The 16898-nt window shown below is 51.4% G+C and carries 16 protein-coding genes; 10 read left to right on the forward strand and 6 right to left on the reverse strand.

Annotated elements, in window-relative coordinates; genetic code table 11:
- The first annotated feature begins 152 nt into the window (after window positions 1-152).
- The gene (locus tag AC50X8_RS19210; RefSeq protein WP_268795443.1) at window positions 153-512 is read left to right on the forward strand and encodes a DUF5412 family protein; all 360 of its coding nucleotides are present in this window, start codon (window positions 153-155) and stop codon (window positions 510-512) included.
- A gap of 92 nt (window positions 513-604) precedes the next feature.
- Here the strand turns inward: AC50X8_RS19210 and AC50X8_RS19215 are convergent, their stop codons facing one another.
- A complete protein-coding gene (locus tag AC50X8_RS19215; RefSeq protein ID WP_442952535.1) occupies window positions 605-2047 on the reverse strand; it encodes an RICIN domain-containing protein in 1443 nt (480 codons plus the stop codon).
- Between the two features lie 327 nt (window positions 2048-2374).
- On the opposite strand from AC50X8_RS19215, the gene AC50X8_RS19220 reads away from it, so the two are divergent.
- Window positions 2375-4351 carry a GTP-binding protein gene (locus AC50X8_RS19220; protein WP_494880940.1) on the forward strand — a complete coding sequence of 659 codons (1977 nt, stop codon included), beginning with the start codon at window positions 2375-2377 and terminating at the stop codon, window positions 4349-4351.
- Between the two features lie 588 nt (window positions 4352-4939).
- On the opposite strand, the gene AC50X8_RS19225 is transcribed toward AC50X8_RS19220, so the two are convergent.
- Together AC50X8_RS19225 and AC50X8_RS19230 are read right to left on the reverse strand one after the other, a co-directional pair.
- Window positions 4940-5134, reverse strand: coding sequence for a hypothetical protein (locus tag AC50X8_RS19225; RefSeq protein ID WP_494880944.1), 195 nt, complete (start codon window positions 5132-5134; stop codon window positions 4940-4942).
- A gap of 94 nt (window positions 5135-5228) precedes the next feature.
- Window positions 5229-6329 carry a YeiH family protein gene (locus AC50X8_RS19230; protein ID WP_494880946.1) on the reverse strand — a complete coding sequence of 367 codons (1101 nt, stop codon included), beginning with the start codon at window positions 6327-6329 and terminating at the stop codon, window positions 5229-5231.
- Between the two features lie 229 nt (window positions 6330-6558).
- Between AC50X8_RS19230 and AC50X8_RS19235 the strand changes: the two genes are divergently transcribed.
- Window positions 6559-7461 (forward strand): LysR family transcriptional regulator, encoded by a 903-nt coding sequence (locus AC50X8_RS19235; RefSeq protein ID WP_494880948.1) that lies wholly within the window; start codon window positions 6559-6561, stop codon window positions 7459-7461.
- A gap of 126 nt (window positions 7462-7587) precedes the next feature.
- Here AC50X8_RS19235 and AC50X8_RS19240 read toward each other — a convergent pair whose 3' ends face one another.
- Complete coding sequence (locus AC50X8_RS19240; protein WP_494880950.1) at window positions 7588-8562, reverse strand: aldo/keto reductase; 975 nt, start codon at window positions 8560-8562, stop codon at window positions 7588-7590.
- A 155-nt stretch (window positions 8563-8717) separates the two neighbouring features.
- Here AC50X8_RS19240 and AC50X8_RS19245 point away from each other — a divergent pair, with 155 nt between their 5' ends.
- Window positions 8718-9365 carry a hypothetical protein gene (locus tag AC50X8_RS19245; protein ID WP_056036535.1) on the forward strand — a complete coding sequence of 216 codons (648 nt, stop codon included), beginning with the start codon at window positions 8718-8720 and terminating at the stop codon, window positions 9363-9365.
- 133 nt (window positions 9366-9498) lie between these two features.
- Window positions 9499-9915 carry a glycosyltransferase gene (locus AC50X8_RS19250; RefSeq protein WP_056036537.1) on the forward strand — a complete coding sequence of 139 codons (417 nt, stop codon included), beginning with the start codon at window positions 9499-9501 and terminating at the stop codon, window positions 9913-9915.
- Between the two features lie 149 nt (window positions 9916-10064).
- Here the strand turns inward: AC50X8_RS19250 and AC50X8_RS19255 are convergent, their stop codons facing one another.
- On the reverse strand, window positions 10065-10811 hold the full coding sequence (locus AC50X8_RS19255) for a hypothetical protein (RefSeq protein WP_494880953.1): 747 nt from the start codon (window positions 10809-10811) through the stop codon (window positions 10065-10067).
- Window positions 10812-11269: 458 nt separating this feature from the next.
- Between AC50X8_RS19255 and yidC the strand changes: the two genes are divergently transcribed.
- The 5 genes from yidC to AC50X8_RS19280 all read left to right on the forward strand — a co-directional run bounded on the left by yidC (window position 11270) and on the right by AC50X8_RS19280 (window position 15559).
- Window positions 11270-12130: a membrane protein insertase YidC gene (gene yidC / locus AC50X8_RS19260; protein WP_056036542.1), complete on the forward strand. Its 861-nt coding sequence runs from the start codon at window positions 11270-11272 to the stop codon at window positions 12128-12130.
- A gap of 194 nt (window positions 12131-12324) precedes the next feature.
- Complete coding sequence (locus tag AC50X8_RS19265) at window positions 12325-13023, forward strand: pirin family protein (RefSeq protein WP_056036544.1); 699 nt, start codon at window positions 12325-12327, stop codon at window positions 13021-13023.
- 33 nt (window positions 13024-13056) lie between these two features.
- The gene (locus AC50X8_RS19270) at window positions 13057-13389 is read left to right on the forward strand and encodes a hypothetical protein (RefSeq protein WP_056036546.1); all 333 of its coding nucleotides are present in this window, start codon (window positions 13057-13059) and stop codon (window positions 13387-13389) included.
- Window positions 13390-13928: 539 nt separating this feature from the next.
- On the forward strand, window positions 13929-14165 hold the full coding sequence (locus AC50X8_RS19275; protein ID WP_442952533.1) for a cold-shock protein: 237 nt from the start codon (window positions 13929-13931) through the stop codon (window positions 14163-14165).
- Between the two features lie 173 nt (window positions 14166-14338).
- On the forward strand, window positions 14339-15559 hold the full coding sequence (locus AC50X8_RS19280) for a Bcr/CflA family multidrug efflux MFS transporter (RefSeq protein WP_494880955.1): 1221 nt from the start codon (window positions 14339-14341) through the stop codon (window positions 15557-15559).
- A gap of 35 nt (window positions 15560-15594) precedes the next feature.
- Here AC50X8_RS19280 and AC50X8_RS19285 read toward each other — a convergent pair whose 3' ends face one another.
- Window positions 15595-16644, reverse strand: coding sequence for a GGDEF domain-containing protein (locus AC50X8_RS19285; RefSeq protein ID WP_056036550.1), 1050 nt, complete (start codon window positions 16642-16644; stop codon window positions 15595-15597).
- Window positions 16645-16898: the final 254 nt, after the last annotated feature.

Consider the following 16898-nt stretch of genomic DNA (forward strand, 5'->3'; position numbering starts at 1 on the left):
TATTGGTTCCCAATTCCCTGTTTTAACGCCATGATCAAGGGATTAGCGGATTTCCTGTCCGCTCATATGCCAAAATCGCTCGAAACGCTCAAATAGCGGAATGTCAGTCCTCCAAGAAAAGAGAGAGAATCGTGTCCGTGTAGCTGACAATAATCGGAGCCTCTACGGTAGGGATATATGACTATAATCATTTTAATCATCTTGATTTTCTCCCTAAGGGGGAGTTGAATCCAAGCGCTGCCGTTTCTCCAGATGGCCAATGTAAAATTCGGACTTATTACTATAATGGGCTATTTTATAGAACGGCGCGAGCCGAAGCTGTGGATATAGAGAGTGGGAAGAGCAAGACTATCTACTTTAATGATTATGATCGCAGTCCGGCTGTTCAGTGGATAGGCAATAGTGTGGTGAAAATTGGCAGAGAAACGTTAGATGTTTCGAAAAATGAGGTTTTTGACTTTCGCGATAATTTGCAAGCAAGTAAAACGCTGCCCCCGCAAGGAGGAATATAGCGCTTTGAGGCGCGCTGAAAAACAGATGATCTAGAGCTAGATAGCTCTAAATCATCTGTTTTTTGTGGAGTGGCTATGCCCGTGGGGCTGGACTAGCTCGTCGTTGTGAATGAAAAATGCTTATTCATATTGTTGTCATCCGTCCATTGGATGGCGTCGGCGCCATTGTCGGAGGAGCCGCCCGTAATGTAAAGCACTTTGCGGCTTTTGACGTTCATGATTTTGAAATAACCGCTTCCGGCGCTTAAAATGCGGAATTGCTGATTGAGCCCGCCGTTGCTCGTATATTGAATGACAGTAGCGCCATCAGCAACCGAGCTGCTGGTAATATCCATGACTTTGCCGCTGTTGCGGTTCTTGATCGTGTAATAGCGTCCTCCAACGTCAGTGAACTGCCAGTGCTGGCTTGTCCAACCGCCATCGGTGTATTGCTCGATCTGCACGCCGTCCGTCGTGCCGCCGCTAGTGACGCCAAGGAGCTTGCTGCTGGCGCGATTCGCGATTTTGTACCAGGACGTTGTATTGACAGGCGGCGCTACAGTACCGGTGGCGCTGCCTGTCGCCGCATCAATCGTAAGCTGGTCGGCCCAGTCCAGCGTCATGGTAGTAGACGAAGGGAAGGTAATTGGCAGCCACACATACTCTGAGGTGTTGACCGCACCGCCCCAAGCGCCAGCCCAGCGGTCGCCCATGTAAAGAAACGAAGTAGTGGATGAGCCCTCAATAGGCAGCACATACGTAGATTGCGAGTTGTAGGTATTGCCATTGCCGACGTTCGTCAGGCCGCTCCAAGTACCGGAAATGCTGCTGGCCGTCGCATATTTCGCCTGGTTCGGCGCCCAGCCAGTCGCTCCGGAGGTGACGAGGAAGTAGGTGCTGCCCCGCTTGAACATGGCAGGCGCTTCGCGGTATTGGCCAACCCACAGAGTGGAGACGAGCGAATCTACGCCAAGGAAGTCGGAGGTCAGGCGATAAATATTTAAATCGGCGTTGACGCGGGTAGCGGAGATGAGATAGGCGGTGCCATTGTCGTTGTAGACCGTCATATCACGGGAATCGTAGTTCAGCGGACGGAAGCTGCCGTGATACGTATAGGGGCCTTCAATGTTGGTGGAGGAAGCGACAGCGACCTGTGCATCGCCGTAGTCTACGCCGTTTTCCTTATGCATCCACATCACATATTTATTCGTAGCCGCATTATAGATGACTTTGGGGCGCTCAATGTTGGCGGTTGCCAGCTCGGGCGACGAGGTTTTGCTGAGAACATTGGCACGAAGCTCCCAGTTTTTCAGATCTGCTGAGCGATAGACGGAAACGTAATTGACGCCGTCGCGATTTTCGCCAAACCAGTAATAATAGCTGCCTGATTTGAGAATTCCGCCTCCATGAGCTTGAATCGGGTTGCCAGCGGTGTCTTTGAACTGAATGCCATTGTCGAACGTTACAGGAGCAGCGGCCGCAGGAACGGTCATAAGAGTAAGAGCCAAAGCGACGGTGAGCACATACGCGAGCAAAAGCCGGGACTTGCTTTTCATCATAAAAAACCTCCTTGGAATGTGATGAGGCAATCGCAAGCATCGGCGTAAGCATGGACCGCATAGCTGCTCGGAGCCCGGCTTAGGCTTAACTCGGGTTATGGGGTTGATTAGGTGAATAACGAGAAAAAGTAAGCGCTTGCAAATAAAATTGTACAACGACGATGAGGGAAAAGCATCCTATTATTTTTACTTATTTTGGTGGGTAAGCAGTGTATGGAGGGGCATCGCGGCATTTGACGTGAAACCGCTATCGCGGTACGCTAAAAGCAAAATAAAGCCGCCATGCGGTACGGCGATGATTGAGGCGGACAGGGGAGCAGAAGGATGGGAAACAGCCGCGCGAATTGGCGCAATGTCGGGATTTTCGCTCATGTCGATGCAGGCAAAACGACGACGACGGAGCATATGCTGTATGTCAGCGGACGCACGCGGACGCTAGGCAGTGTCGATACAGGAACGACGATAACGGATTCCATGGAGGTTGAGCGGGCAAGGGGCATTTCGGTACGGGCAGCGATGACCGCATTGGAGTGGTGCGGTACGCATGTGCAGCTGGTCGATACGCCAGGACACGTCGATTTTCTCTCGGAGGTGGAGCGTGCGCTGCGGGTAATGGATGGCGCTGTCCTGATCGTGTCCGCAGTGGAGGGCGTGCAGGCGCAGACGGAGCTGATCTGGAATGCTCTGCGCAAGCTGCGCATCCCTACGCTGATTTATATCAATAAAATGGACCGCGTCGGCGCTGATTGCGAAGCGGTGCTTGCCGATATTCGCAGCTATTTGACGGCGGATCTGCTCGCGGTGCAGCGTCCGCTTGGCAGCGAGCAGCAGTTCGCTGGCGCGGAGGATTTGTGGGCGGAGGGCGCGGATGCAGATGCGCGCACGGCGCTCTTTGAGGCGCTGGCGGAGCAGGATGAGCGTCTGCTGGAGCGGTATGTCAGCGGCGAGGCAGTGCCGCTGGCGGAGTGGCGGGCGGAAGCCGCCGCGAAGGCGCGCCGTGCGGAGGTTTATCCGGTGCTGTACGGCGCATCGAGCAAAGGCATTGGCGTGCAAGCGCTGCTGGACGCGATGATCGAATATTTGCCAGCGCCGGGCGGAGAGGCGGAGGCGCCGCCTTCAGGCATTGTTTTTAAGATTGAGCGTGACAAGGTGATGGGCAGGATGGCTTACATCCGGCTATATCAAGGGAAAATCCGCAATCGCGATGTCGTTCGCAATTTTACGCAGCAAATGGATGAGAAGGTGACGCAAATTCGCAAAATGGACGGCTTCCGCTCCGAGGACGCCGGAGAGCTTGCGGCTGGCGGCATTGCTGCCGTATGCGGCATGTCGCATGTGCGGATCGGCGATATTATCGGCAGCCCGGATGCCGTTCCCGAAGAGGCGCGGCTCGCTGTTCCGCTGCTGACCGTTCAAGCCCATTGGGGCGATGCCCAGCATTATCCGGCAATGGTACAGGCGCTTACGGAGCTGTCCGATGAGGACCCGCTGCTCAATGTGCAGTGGCTGCAGGACGAGCGGGAACTGCATGTGAAAGTAATGGGCCCGATACAGCTGGAAATATTGACGAGTGTTATCGAGCAGCGGTATGGACTTGCGGTGCGCTTCGGTCAGCCATCTGTTATTTATAAGGAAACGCTTGAGGAAGTGGGGGAAGGGTATATTTCCTATTTAATGCCCAAGCCTTGCTGGGCGGTATTGCGGTTTCGGATGGAGCCGGGCGAGCGTGGAAGCGGGCTGCAATATGCTTCGGTAGTACGTTCCGAGGATTTGCTGCCGCAATACCAGAGCGAGGTGGCGCGGCGCGTGCCGGAGGCATTGGAGCAAGGGCTGTACGGCTGGGAGGTCGTTGACCTGAAAGTGACGCTGATTGAAGGGCAGCATCATGTGTGGCATACGCATCCGCTGGATTTTGCGGTGGCGACGCCAATGGGCATTATGAATGGGCTCGCTTCGGTAGGCACCCGTCTGCTGGAACCGATTCTCCAGTTCCGCATCGTCGTGCCCGAGGAGGCGGGAGGCCGGGTAATGAACGACCTGTCGTTAATGCGCGGCACATTCGGTGCACCCGTGCTGCATGGCGACAGAATGATTATCGAAGGGCGCGTACCCGCAGCGACTTCGCTGGAATACGCGGTGGAGCTCAGCTCGCTGACGAAAGGACGCGGGACGATTGCCACCTTTTTCGCTGGCTATGAGCCCTGCCCGCTTGATGTGAAAGCCGAGCGCCAGCGGCGCGGTGTCAATCCGTTGGATCAGTCAAAATATATTTTGAGCGTGCGCAAGGCGCTGCAAAATTAGATACGCTAGAGCTGATCAGATTAAGGATTCAGATTGAAGATGCAGATTAAAGGATCAGATTAAAGGTTCAGATCAAAGATGCAGATTAAGAATTCAGATTAAAGGTTGAGATTAAGAAGACAGATTATGAAGTCAGGTTAAGGATTCTGCTTAAGGGTTCTGTGGAGCAGAAAAAAAGGATAACCTAAAAAGTCCTCACCCCTTTATGTAAAGAAGGGGCGGGGATTTTCATTGTTCGGCACTAGGGCTAGGGCGTGTATGCAAACGTAAACGAGGCAGACCCTGTTAGAAAACAGCGTCAAACCTAATTTTTCTACTACCGGGTATATCACACCTCATGAATGTGACCATTCGTGCCGATGGACTGCTCTCTGCTCTTCGTTTAAGAGGGATGCACCCTGCACAAAGATAGATTTGGCGGACACAGCAGCAGCTATTTCATCTAAATCAAGGGCTATGGCACAGTCTGCGGACTCAGGAGCCGTTAATTCGCTGCAAATGGCCATTTTGCTGGGGTGAAGAGGGTAATAACGGATTTCCTGTCCTCTTACGGCCAGAAATCCAATCATAAGCCAGAATAGCGGAACCTCAGTCCTCCAAAAAAGGAGTGAGCATCCTAAGCTGCGTACCAACTGGGTACCAAATACGTACCAATGGCGGCCAGGCTGCATACAAGCTGCGTACCAACTGGGTACTAACTGCGAACCAACGGCGGTTAAGCTGCATACCAGCGGCATACAAGCTGCGGGATCCAAGCAAACGTGTTTTCAACTGCATTTGCATCTTGTGGCTACCTAGCCATGATCGTCTGATGATATTGGCATCGAAAAAGCGCAAAGCAAGGCGCGGCAGGCTGAATCTGGTTTGCGCACGCCCCCTAGCGCCACATGATGAACAGCAAAGACAATATAGACAGCAGAATCGACGTTATGGTCATGGCGAGCAACGGGCGAAGCGCGCGGGAGCGCAGCTCCCTCAAGTTGACGTTCAGCCCTAGCCCGACCATAGCCATCGTCAACAGGATGGTTGTAATCGTGGACAGGATGCCTAAGGTCCGAGCGGAAAGTTCCAGCGTCGTGCCTGCAGTCATACTCCCGAACAAGCTGAGGGCGATGAAGCCGAGCAAAAACCATGGGAATTCAGGCTGGGCCTTCATCTCTTGGGCGCTAGCCCCCATCCCGCGGTGGCGGCGGCGGTTCATGATTGCCATCAGTATGAAGCTGACGGGAACGAGCAAAAACACGCGGCTCAGCTTCGCCAGCAGCGCCAGGGCGACAGCATCTTGCCCGGCCGGCTCTGCGGCAAGCGCCACATGGGCAATTTCATGCAGGCTGATGCCTGCCCAAATGCCGTATTGCTCCGCAGTCAGCGGCAGCAGCGGCTGGAGGGCGGTGTAAGCGAGTGCGGCAATCGTGCCGACCAACGCAACGAGCCCGACGCTTGCGGCTGTGTCCTCGCCGCGAGCTTTAAGAATCGGCGATACAGCCGCAATGGCTGCCGCACCGCAGATGCCTGTGCCGATTCCGAGCAATAGCGACAGCGGCATATCGGCTTTGAGCTTGCGGGCGACAAGCAGGGTGAAGAGGGTGGAGAAGAGAATGGTGGCTGCGGCTTGCAGCAGCAATCCGGTCCCCTGCTCCAGCAAAACGGTCATATTCAGCTTGAGCCCAAACAATATAATCGCAAGCCGCAGCAGCTGCTTGGAGGAAAATTGGATGCCAGCGCGGAGAAAAGCCGGATATCCAACGACTTGGCGAAAAAGCACAGCAGCGATTACGGCAATCGCCATAGGCCCTATGCGGCTGAAGCCGGGAAGCATGGCGAGCGCATAAGCAGCGGAGGCAAAAGCAGCTGTCAGCGCAACCCCGCCCAGCCAAGCCGCAGCATGCCCCTTGGCGTGCCTGCTTAACGCTCCCTGCGGCTCCGTCTTTTCCGAAGAGGGCTGCCTCATCATCATCGCGTTTATTTCTGCTTTCATAGCTGTCACCTCATCCTTATCCTGTAAGCGAAAAGCCCGCTGCTACTTCTTCCGACGCCGATGCCGCCAATAGCGGGCGCATGCTTCCTGCTTGTTTTATAAATTAAGCATAAGGAATAGCTTACGATAAGAAAAATAAATTGTTATGATTATAATCATAACTAAATACTTATGGTATTTTCATAAATAGAAAAGACAACAGATGGAGAGAGAGGAGCGTGTTTAAACGATGGATCAATCCCTGCTCGTTTTTATTGCGGTTGCTGAGGAACGGAGCTTCACTCGCGCAGCGGAAGCGCTGCATATGACGCAGCCAGCAGTCAGTCAGCATATTCAGTCGCTGGAGGCGGATTTAGGCACCAAGCTGCTGGATCGCAGCAGCAAGTACGTCCGATTGAATAAAGCGGGTGACATCGTGTATCGCCATGCGAAGGAAATCAGCGGATTGCATGCGAAAATGCAAAGTCTGCTGGGTGACCTGCTTCACACGGCAAGCGGCGCGCTGTCGATCGGCGCAAGCTTCACCTTTGGCGAGTATGTGCTGCCGCATATGATAGCCTGTTTGCGGGTGCGGTATCCGCTTATTACGCCCACAATTACAATCGGCAACACGAAGGACATTGCGGCGCTCGTTGCAGCCCGCCAGCTGGATATTGGAATCGTAGAGGGTGCGGTGCCGGAGCAGGACAAGCTGCAATGCGAGCCTTTTGCCAAAGATGCGATGTATGTCGTTGTTGGCGCCAGGCATCCTTACGCGCGGCAGCATGATATAGAGGCTGAGGCGCTGCTGGGCGAGCATTGGATTATGCGGGAGGAAGGCTCGGGAACGCGGACGGCAATGGAAAAAATGTTCGAGCAATACGATATTCGGCCGCTTAACCCTATGGCGTTTGGCAGCACGCAAATTATTAAGGAGTCTGTGGAGGCGGGTCTGGGCATCTCTTTGCTGTCAGAGTGGGCTGTGCGCAAAGAAATTTCGCTCGGGACGCTGAACAGGCTGACCATCGATGGCCAGCCTGTTCAGCGAGATTTTTCGATTATTACGCTGCGCGATGCTTTTCATACGAAAGCGGCGGAGCTGTTCATTGAAATGGTACGTGCCCGCGAAGGCATGCCGCAGCAGCCGGCTTAGGAATACCCGGGTCCAGCAGCGATAGGGCAACATCCTCTTATGAAAAATAGCCCCTGCCACCCGGCCCATAACCGGCTGCGCTGCCTTGAGCGCACACCATGGCATGTTCCCCTTCAAGCTTATCGGCTAACTTAGCCGGTATAGCGCAAATGGCTCGCCATGCTTAAATCGCAGGCTGATTTCATCCAGCCGCTCCATGACGGCCGGCTCAGGCTGAAGGCTGGCTGAAGCCAGATTGGCCTCCAGCTGCGCTGTGCTCGTCGCGCCGACGATAACGCTTGCCACGGCGGGCTGCTGCATAAGCCAGTGCAGGGCAAGCACAGCTGGCGTGCAGCCAGCTTCGGCCGCAAGCTCGCCGACTTGGCGGCTGAGCGTGAAGCCTTCGCCGGTGAAGAAGCGGGCGAAGTCCGGATTTTTGTCCAAGCGCGACCCTTCCGGCGCGCTTTGCTGCTCGCTGTATTTTCCGGTCAGCAGGCCGCCGGCAAGCGGAAAATAAGGGATAATGCCGACGCCTTGGTCGAGGCATAGCGGCGTAATGTCGCGCTCCGGCGTCCGGTCGGCGAGCGAATAGCTGGTCTGAATCGACACATAGCGATTCAGGCCAAGGCGGTCGCTGATGCCGAGTGCCTTCATCAGCTCCCAGGCCGCATAGTTCGATGCGCCGATGTACCGGACTTTGCCGGCGCGCACCATATCATCGAGCGCCCGCAGCGTTTCTTCCAGCGGCGTCTCCGGATCGAAGGTGTGGATTTGGTATAAATCCACATAATCCGTCTGCAGCCGTCGCAAGCTTTGCTCCAGCTCCAGCTGCAAATGATAGCGGGACGAGCCGCGCTCATTCGCACCGCTGCCGCGCGGCAGCCCGGCTTTGGTGGCAATGACGGCCTCATGCCTCCGTCCTTTAAGCGCTTCGCCGATAATCGTCTCGGATGCGGTGCCCGAGTAAATATTGGCAGTATCCAGAAAGTTTATCCCACTGCCAAGCGCAGCATGTATAATGGAAATAGAGTTTTGCTTATCCGCCCGCGAGCCGAAGGAATTAGTTCCAAGGCCAAGAGAGGATGCTTTCAGTCCACTAGTGCCAAGACGTTTATAGATCATAAGCTAAAGTCACTCCGTTCAACATTTAATTGGTTCCTTTAGGCAGTAGCTTGCTCTTCTGCTGCTCCAAGGCGATCTTTTTAAATACAATAATTTATAAGTTCTTTAAAAATACGATTTTATTTCACTATAGCATAAGAATGCGGGGGACGACGATGCAAAGAGTGATAGCGCGGGCACAGCTGCTTGCAGATGAAGAAATGAAAGCGCTCGCTTCTGTAGAACGCTTGAGAGAGCAGCTGCTTCCTTGGATTGAGCAGGGCAAGTTTATGACAGCTGCTTTATTTAAATGGGAGCGTAATCTTTTCTTATACGTAGAGAGTCTGATCGATGAACCGCCAGCGCCCGAGGAGCTCATGCGTGATTTGAGCCGTTACTTGGAGCCATGGCCGGGCCAGGCTGAGAAGCGCTTATGGATTCCGATGATTGATGTTTTTCATTTCAATGCGCCAGCAAGCCCGGAGCATTGGCGGCGCAAGGAAGCGGTGGAGCGGCGTGTCGGGCGCGTGGCGCATTTGAAGCCGGAGATGGTGGCGAGCTACATTTATTATCACTACCAGCTGCAGGAGGAGCATGCATTTCATGGACCCAAATATGAAATCATCGCGCTGCACGAAAATTTGCTATTCGGTTATCAGGAGTTTCCAGCTATCGTGGAGGAGCCGGTGCTGCCGCGCAAGCTGAAGACAAACGGAACGCCTGCGGACTGGAGCGAATCGCGAATGGATTTGCATTTTCAGCCATGGCCCGATGGTCATTTGTATTTCAAGCCGGTGGAAACTTGGTTTGCTTTGGGTGAATAAGGAACAAACTGACAAAATTCATCATAATTTTATGAAAAATGATTAGTTAGAATTAAGGGAATCTTAAGATAAATCATGTATAGTAAAGGTACAAGCTGTTTAGGCAGCATTCGAAGCCGGGAGGGGACCTGTTATGCGTGAGCCAGTCACTTATTCCGTAGTCATTCCTGTGTATAATGATGAGCAAATGCTTTACGACACCTACAAGCGGCTAAAACGAATTATTCCGCCTATTGGCGAGAATTACGAATTGATTTTTGTAAATGACAACAGCACCGACCGCTCAGCAGATATGCTTCGAGTCTTTTGTGCAGCCGATATTCGGGTACGTGCGATCCATTTCGCCACCAGCTTCGGCTATGAGGCGGCTGTTGCCGCAGGAGCCGATCATGCCTCTGGCGAACAGAAGATCGTTATGGAGGTATCTGACCGCTTCCGCAGCGTTAGTGCAGGATTGCAAGGTGCTTCTCCGTTTTATGTTGTACGGGCTAAGGAAGGCTTTACCCATTCCCCTCTTTGGGATTTTGCTTCGGAGAGTGCCGCATGCTAATAAATAGAACAGCTGGATGGTTTTTTGTTCGCAAAAAATAACCCTCGCCTTATTAGGCGAGGGTTATTTTTAACTGGAGTGATGCCATTTATGCATATGCGCAGGTTTGTCCTGATGTGCCCCGTAGAAGAGCGGCTGCTGCGGATCTATTATTGTTCAATGTAAAAGCCGAATGAGTGCAGGTTGTCCGCATTATTGGTCATGGTTAGCGCTTCCGGCAAATCGATTTTGTCAAAGGCGTTGTAGTAAGGAGTTCCAGCAAGCAGCACAATAGCAATGGCAATAGCGAGTCTGCGCACCAACCGCTCGCTTGGGCGGCGATTGAGCTTCGCCTTCGGCAAGGTCACTCTGCTGCTGCGCTCGCCATGAATCATCCAGAGGATGGCAGCGGCGAAGCCAAGCATGGAAAGCGGAATAGTGAGCGGCATCGAATGCAGCGATACGGCGACTGATAAGGTCAGGTAAAAGATCGTTAGCGTACAGAGCGACAACAGCTGGTAGGGCAAAATGAATGCGGGCTCTGAAGCGCGATACAGCATGCGCACAGGCAATGGATCGCTGGACTTCCGTCCTGTGTTTTTCCGCATTCTGAGCAGCTTCGGCATGCTTCTGACCCACAGCAGCGCTAGTGACAGAGTCAAGATCGGTACACAGATGAGCATGCCCAAATCGTAATCCGGAGGGAGCTTGACGGCCATGGTGACGACTCCGCCCAATGCGGCTGCTGTTGGGATGGACAGCACAATTGTCCAAATTAACAAGTTTTTGGCACGCTGGTGCAGCTGCTGCTCGGATTTGCTGTAGAGCAGGGAGGAGGCCTTATTGCCGGCAATCCAAGACAACAGCAGCGCTAGGAATAAACAACCAAGCGTAAGATGAACCAAGGTGATATACAAAATAGCTTACCTCCCAGTATAATAATAACTAGATATATTTTATCGCCTGCGAGCTCCTCGCTATAACAGTCTCTGGTTCAGGTAGTACCTAGACTTTAGACGAGGGAATATCAGGAATGGTTGCTTTATACTACAAGAGTAACCGATTTGAGTCTGGAGGTGAAGAAGCTGCTCGAGCTGCATGATATTATACCGTATTTTTTCTCTGTAAGCATTATCTGCACGTTCGCTTATGCAGCGTATTTCACTTTTCATGCTGCAAGCGAACCGTCCCGCTGGTCGAAGGACAAGGTCCATACGCCAGCACCTGAGCGTATTTTGCCAACTGTTCAACGGGCTCATACCGTTGCGCTCTGGCTTGTACGAAAAGTAAAAAGAAAAGAAGCGCCTGATGGTGATCCCACAGATTGCAGCTCCTCGTTTGTGAAGCAACATCCAAACAAACGAGGAGGATATATATGTTATCTAAATATACAATGGAAATGCTTAAAAAATACCGCTTTATCCTTATTATCGGGCTGCTGCTCATCATTAGCGGCTGTGGTGCGCCGAATGGAACGATTGATTCAGCGACGCCAGGATTTTTCAACCATTACGTTGTTTTCCCCATCTCTTATTTAATTCAACACATTGCGCAGTTTTTTAACGACAGTTTTGGCATGGCGATTATTGCGATTACGTTGCTTATCCGTCTAGCCCTGCTTCCGCTTATGCTTCGCCAATCCAAGAGCCAGCAGGTGATGAAGCAGAAGATGAGCGTTATGCAGCCGCAGCTGAACCAAATTAAGGAAAAATACAAAAACGACAAATCGCCTGAAGCACAGTCGAAAATGCAGAAGGAAACGATGGCGCTGTACGGCGAGCATAAGTTTAATCCGCTTGCCATTGGCTGCCTTCCGATGCTCATTCAACTGCCAATTTTGTCAGGACTGTATTATGCGATCAAAATGACGCCGGAGCTGGCGCAGCATTCCTTCCTCTGGTTCCAACTGGGCGCGCCGGATCACATCCTGCCGTTTCTCGCCGCTGCTATCTATTATGTGCAGTTCCGCGTGTCTCAAATCGGGATTGACCCTGCCCAGCAAAAACAGATGGCGCTGCTTGGTTACATTTCACCGATCATGATGGGCATTTTCTCTTTTACCGCGCCTGCTGCTGTACCTTTGTATTGGGTTGTAGGCGGCGTGTTTATGATTTTGCAGACGATGCTTTCCAAGCGGCTTTACCCAATGCCGACAGTGCCGGCCGCTTCGGCAGTTGAGGCCGCGAAGCCAGCGCCAGTGAAATCCAAAAACAAGAAGCTGCCAGCCAAATCTTAACCCGGTTATGGAATAGACGCTCCAGAGGGCTCTCAACCCTCGGGGCGTTTGTTTTTATTTTTTTGAAGGCATAAGAAAACGGCGGGCAGAAGATTATAAGTCGAAAATCCTATAAAGCACTTTATTATGATACAATAAGTGTAAGGTTTAGTTTGGCATGCGGACAATGGAATGGAAAAAGGAGGCCTTGCACGATGATTAAGCGTTATCCTGCGAACGAGCGGAACTTTTTTGATATTGGTTGGTTGAGGGGCTCACGCAGCTTCTCGTTCGGTGATTATTATGATCCCGATAACGCTCAGTTCGGCGTCATGCGTGTATGCAACGAAGATGAGATTGCGCCGGGCCGCGGCTTCGGAGCGCATCCTCATAGCGACATGGAAATTGTCACCATTGTGTTGAAAGGCCGCCTCAAGCATGAGGATAATTTGGGCAATATGGAGGTTACCTCTGCGGGAGAAATCCAGCGAATGACAGCGGGCTCCGGCATTGTCCATGCAGAATACAATGATTCGGATACCGAAGAAGGACATTTTCTTCAACTGTGGTTTATGCCTCGCGAGCGCGGGCTGACTCCTTCCTATGAGGTGCATCGGTACGATCAGGAGAAGCTGGTCAATGCTTTTCTGCCGATTGTCACGCCGGAAGGAACGAATGGCACAGCGATGATTCATCAGGACATGTCGATTCATCTGGGCCGCGTTGAGGCAGGGAAACGTTTGTATTACAGCCAAAAGGCAGGCCGGCGTGTGTTTCTCATGCTGATTGAGGGCGCTGCCGATGTGAACAATCTTAATATGGTGGCGAAGGACAGCCTTCGTGCGGAGTTTGAACCGGAAATTCTAATCAAGGCGAAGGAAGATACATTCGTCATGCTCATTGATATGCCATAAGGACGGAAGTTTCTGCGCGAGGAGGAGAAAGCGATGAAGGAAACGTTATTAATCAAGCATGCGGTTGGAGGAAGAACCTTTGTAGATTCCAGCAAGCATGGCGTTCATTATCACATTGAGCAGGCTGCTGATTTGTGGGCGTTCACGGTCACTGTGCCGCCGGAGCTTGATTTGGCTAACCTGCTTGCGTGGAAGGAAGAACTGAACGTCTTTCTTTTCCAAGAGCATGAGGATAAGCCAACGGTCAAAATTTGGTTCTATGTACAGGAACAATCTGTCAGCTTTCAAGCTAATGAACGCAAGCTTGCGTTCAAGGCGAAGGCGATGATTGAATATATTCCACACAATTACGGCTACAAGCTGTAAAGCAGGGCCAAGGTGAAACGGCTTAAGCCGTCCTTTGGCGGCGTAGCGCGTTTCAGTCCGAGAAATATAAGCGTATTTATAGATGTAAAACTTATAAATTCTTATATTTCAAGCAAAAACGACTTCGTCGTCCTTCTGTGACGAGCGAAGAGCTTTGCCCTAGAATTCTAAGCGGATATAAGGAGCAAACTTATACATGCTTAGAATTCAAGGTGAAACGGCTGTCGCCGTCCTCTGGCGGTAATGCTAACGTTTCGCGGTGAAATATAAGCTAAGTATAAAGAGAAAACTTATACTTTCTTATATTTTAATAAAATCGCTCGCTGCTGCATATACATCCTTTATGCGAATGAAGGACAGGGTGCCTTGGCTTGACTTATTTAGGCGTACCGATCAGTTGTACAACGATTCATTGCTTGGGCTCGGGCGGCTGGTAATAAATTGCGTCCAATTCCTATGTATGGAATTTCGCGAATTATCAAACGCTAGGAGCAGGAACAGGATTATCATGGCAATAGCATGTCCAATTAAAGGAGGCGTTGACGATCTATAGTCGGAAAAAGTTTCAAGAGGAAGTCCCTGAGGTCAGCACGAAAATATGGGCTTGTACGAGTGATGTTTGCAATGGCTGGATGCGTGCAAACTTTTCGTTCGAGCAGTCGCCTACTTGCCTGCAATGTAATTCTCCTATGGAAGAATCGGAGAAGATGCTGCCACAGCTCGTCAACTCCAATGATATAAATCGGGCGAAAAACAGCATACCCGTTACGGAATAAACCGAATAAATGGTGGATTCAAACAAAGGGCGCCCATTGGGCGCCCTTTGTTTGGGCAAACCGCCGAAGAGCGTCTGCTGCTGTTCATGCATTGACACCTATCGCGAGTTGTAATTATAATTGTTACATCATGAAGGGACGCAAATGGAAGATAGAAATGGAGAGATAGCTCGATGAAACAACAGGTGCTGGCATCACAGCAAAAACCGGCTTCTTCGGCACGAATAGGGATGGCGCTGCTGCTTGGCGCTTTAACGGCCTTCGCTCCGTTATCCATCGATATGTATTTGCCGGCATTGCCGGAGCTGGCAAATTATTTTGGCGCGAGCACCTCCATGGCGCAGCTGAGTTTGACGGCTTGCTTGCTCGGCATTGCTGTAGGCCAGCTCATCATTGGCCCTCTTAGCGATGTTTATGGCAGGAAAAAGCCGCTTATTATTGGACTCATCGTATACGTTATAGCCTCCGTGCTATGTATCGTCGCGCCGTCAATTGAGACCTTCGTGCTGCTGCGGCTCGTTCAAGGCTTGGGCGGGGCAGCGGGAATTGTGCTATCCAGAGCGATTGTGCGGGATATGTATGAGGGGCCCGAAATGACGAAGTTTTTCGCCCTGCTTATGCTGGTGAACGGTGTAGCTCCAATCGCTGCGCCCATAGCAGGCGGCCAGCTGCTGCAATGGACGTCATGGCGCGGTGTTTTCCTCGTGCTCGGTGCGATTGGACTTGTTATGCTGCTTGCTTCATGGCTCGGGCTTAGAGAGACGCTGCAGGAGCAAAATCGATTGAAAGGCGGGCTTCAAAGTACGCTGCGTACTTTCGGCACATTAATCCGGGACCGCGTATTTATGGGCTATGCGCTTTCTCAAGGCTTTGTAACCGCGGCGATGTTTGCTTATATATCGGGCTCTCCGTTTGTCCTGCAGGAGATTTTTGGCGTATCGCCGCAAATGTTCAGTTTATGCTTCGCAATCAATGGTTTGGGCATCATTATTGCCAGCCAAACCGCAGGCAGGCTTGCTGGCAAGGTCAGCGAGACGAAGCTGCTTATCGTCGGGCTCAGCATGGCATCTATTGGCGGTGTAGCGCTGCTGCTCGTCATATTAGCCGATCTCGGGCTGATTGCCGTACTCATTCCGCTATTCTTCGTCGTATCCAGCGTCGGCGTCATCCAGACGGCGAGCTTTACGCTGGCGATGCAAAGCCAAGGCAAAGCAGCCGGAAGCGCTTCGGCGCTGATCGGCTTGCTATCCTTCGTCATCGGCGCAATTGCAGCGCCGATGGTAGGTCTGGGCGGCAGCCACACGGCGCTGCCGATGGGCCTTGTTATTGCAGCATCGAGCATCCTTGCTGTGCTGTTCTATGTGCTTATGGCGCGTAGAGGGAACGCAAGTTAGCTGGAAGCTCACACAAAAACGACTATCCGAGCAAGTTATCGGATAGTCGTTTTATTTTTGCCGCTATTTTTCGATTCATAGAGGGCTTGATCCGCTTCCTGGAAGCTCGTTCCTTTGGATTCGCCAGGGAGATGCTCATGCAGGCCGATGCTGACGGTGACGGAATGGTTATCCATTTCAGCGATTTTGGTCTGAGAGATGGAAACGCGAATTTCCTCCACGAGCGCAAGCGCCTTCTCCAAACTCTCTTCATGAAGGATGAGAATAAATTCCTCACCGCCATAACGGGCGGCAAAATCATCGGTTTTCAAGTGCTTCAGCAGCGTCGCCGCCATCTGCTTCAGCGTAATATCGCCAACCCAATGCCCATAGGTATCGTTGACATGCTTGAAGTTGTCGATGTCTATAATCGCTAGCTGGAAGTTGAACGGATTAGCCTCTTGGTACTCAATGAGCTTTTCCGCATATTCGTGAAACGTTTTATGGTTATAAAGATCGGTGAGCGGGTCGATTTTCGACATCCGATCCATCACGATATTTTTGATCAGCAGCTCCTGCTCTGATTTCAGCGTCCGGTTGAGCGTGACAAGCAAGCCTCTTGCCCGTTGAATAATGGCGAATCCTACTAGCGCTGTCGTAATTAGAATACCCGCGAAGAAGAAGGCGTCGAGATCTGTAAATCCTTCATCATAATAATAAGAAAAATAAATATAAAACAGGTAAAGCATCGAGACGAGCAGCGAAACAAATAAATAATACGGCCGCAAAAATAAAATCGTAATCAGCATCGGAAGCAGCAGCAAGGCGGGTGCCGTTAAAAGCTGTGCATTTAAAAAAAATAAGAAGCTCATCGTAATGAGATGAGCGCCGATAATGAGTGCTTTTTCGATAAAGCGGTTCGCATAGCGGATAATGACTTCAAGGGATACCATAACGACAAGCAGAAATATGTTTTGCGCCAGGATGTCATAAGTAAATAGTCGGTTTGTGAAAAAGGTATCTTCCGTTGAAGTATTTTGGAGAGCAAATATCGTGTATTGACAAGTAAGCGCTAGTATACATAACACCCAATACACATTGAGCATAATGCGGTACCAGCTTGATGAATCATGTCGGGGTAATGAAGATAGACTGAACATATCTGCCTCTTTTCCAAAATGGTGCCTCCGTTAGATGGCTAGCTGAATAGCTTCGACAGACCATTCCTTCTATCCTGCAAATTCGACACTTATTCATGCGAAATTTAGAGGTTTGCTGTAGAAAATTGTTTATTAAGGTAAAACGAACCTTGAAAACCCGTAAAATGGGCACAACTATTTTACGTATAAGGTATTGACAG

It is taken from the genome of Paenibacillus sp. JT22N15 (assembly GCF_059383755.1).

Coding starts and splice junctions, on each gene's coding strand:
- AC50X8_RS19215 (WP_442952535.1), bottom strand. CDS start 2,047: ATGAAAAGCAAGTCCCGGCTTTTGCTCGCGTATGTGCTCACCGTCGCT.
- AC50X8_RS19220 (WP_494880940.1), top strand. CDS start 2,375: ATGGGAAACAGCCGCGCGAATTGGCGCAATGTCGGGATTTTCGCTCAT.
- AC50X8_RS19225 (WP_494880944.1), bottom strand. CDS start 5,134: ATGCAAATGCAGTTGAAAACACGTTTGCTTGGATCCCGCAGCTTGTAT.
- AC50X8_RS19230 (WP_494880946.1), bottom strand. CDS start 6,329: ATGAAAGCAGAAATAAACGCGATGATGATGAGGCAGCCCTCTTCGGAA.
- AC50X8_RS19235 (WP_494880948.1), top strand. CDS start 6,559: ATGGATCAATCCCTGCTCGTTTTTATTGCGGTTGCTGAGGAACGGAGC.
- AC50X8_RS19240 (WP_494880950.1), bottom strand. CDS start 8,562: ATGATCTATAAACGTCTTGGCACTAGTGGACTGAAAGCATCCTCTCTT.
- AC50X8_RS19245 (WP_056036535.1), top strand. CDS start 8,718: ATGCAAAGAGTGATAGCGCGGGCACAGCTGCTTGCAGATGAAGAAATG.
- AC50X8_RS19250 (WP_056036537.1), top strand. CDS start 9,499: ATGCGTGAGCCAGTCACTTATTCCGTAGTCATTCCTGTGTATAATGAT.
- yidC (WP_056036542.1), top strand. CDS start 11,270: ATGTTATCTAAATATACAATGGAAATGCTTAAAAAATACCGCTTTATC.
- AC50X8_RS19265 (WP_056036544.1), top strand. CDS start 12,325: ATGATTAAGCGTTATCCTGCGAACGAGCGGAACTTTTTTGATATTGGT.
- AC50X8_RS19270 (WP_056036546.1), top strand. CDS start 13,057: ATGAAGGAAACGTTATTAATCAAGCATGCGGTTGGAGGAAGAACCTTT.
- AC50X8_RS19280 (WP_494880955.1), top strand. CDS start 14,339: ATGAAACAACAGGTGCTGGCATCACAGCAAAAACCGGCTTCTTCGGCA.
- AC50X8_RS19285 (WP_056036550.1), bottom strand. CDS start 16,644: ATGCTCAATGTGTATTGGGTGTTATGTATACTAGCGCTTACTTGTCAA.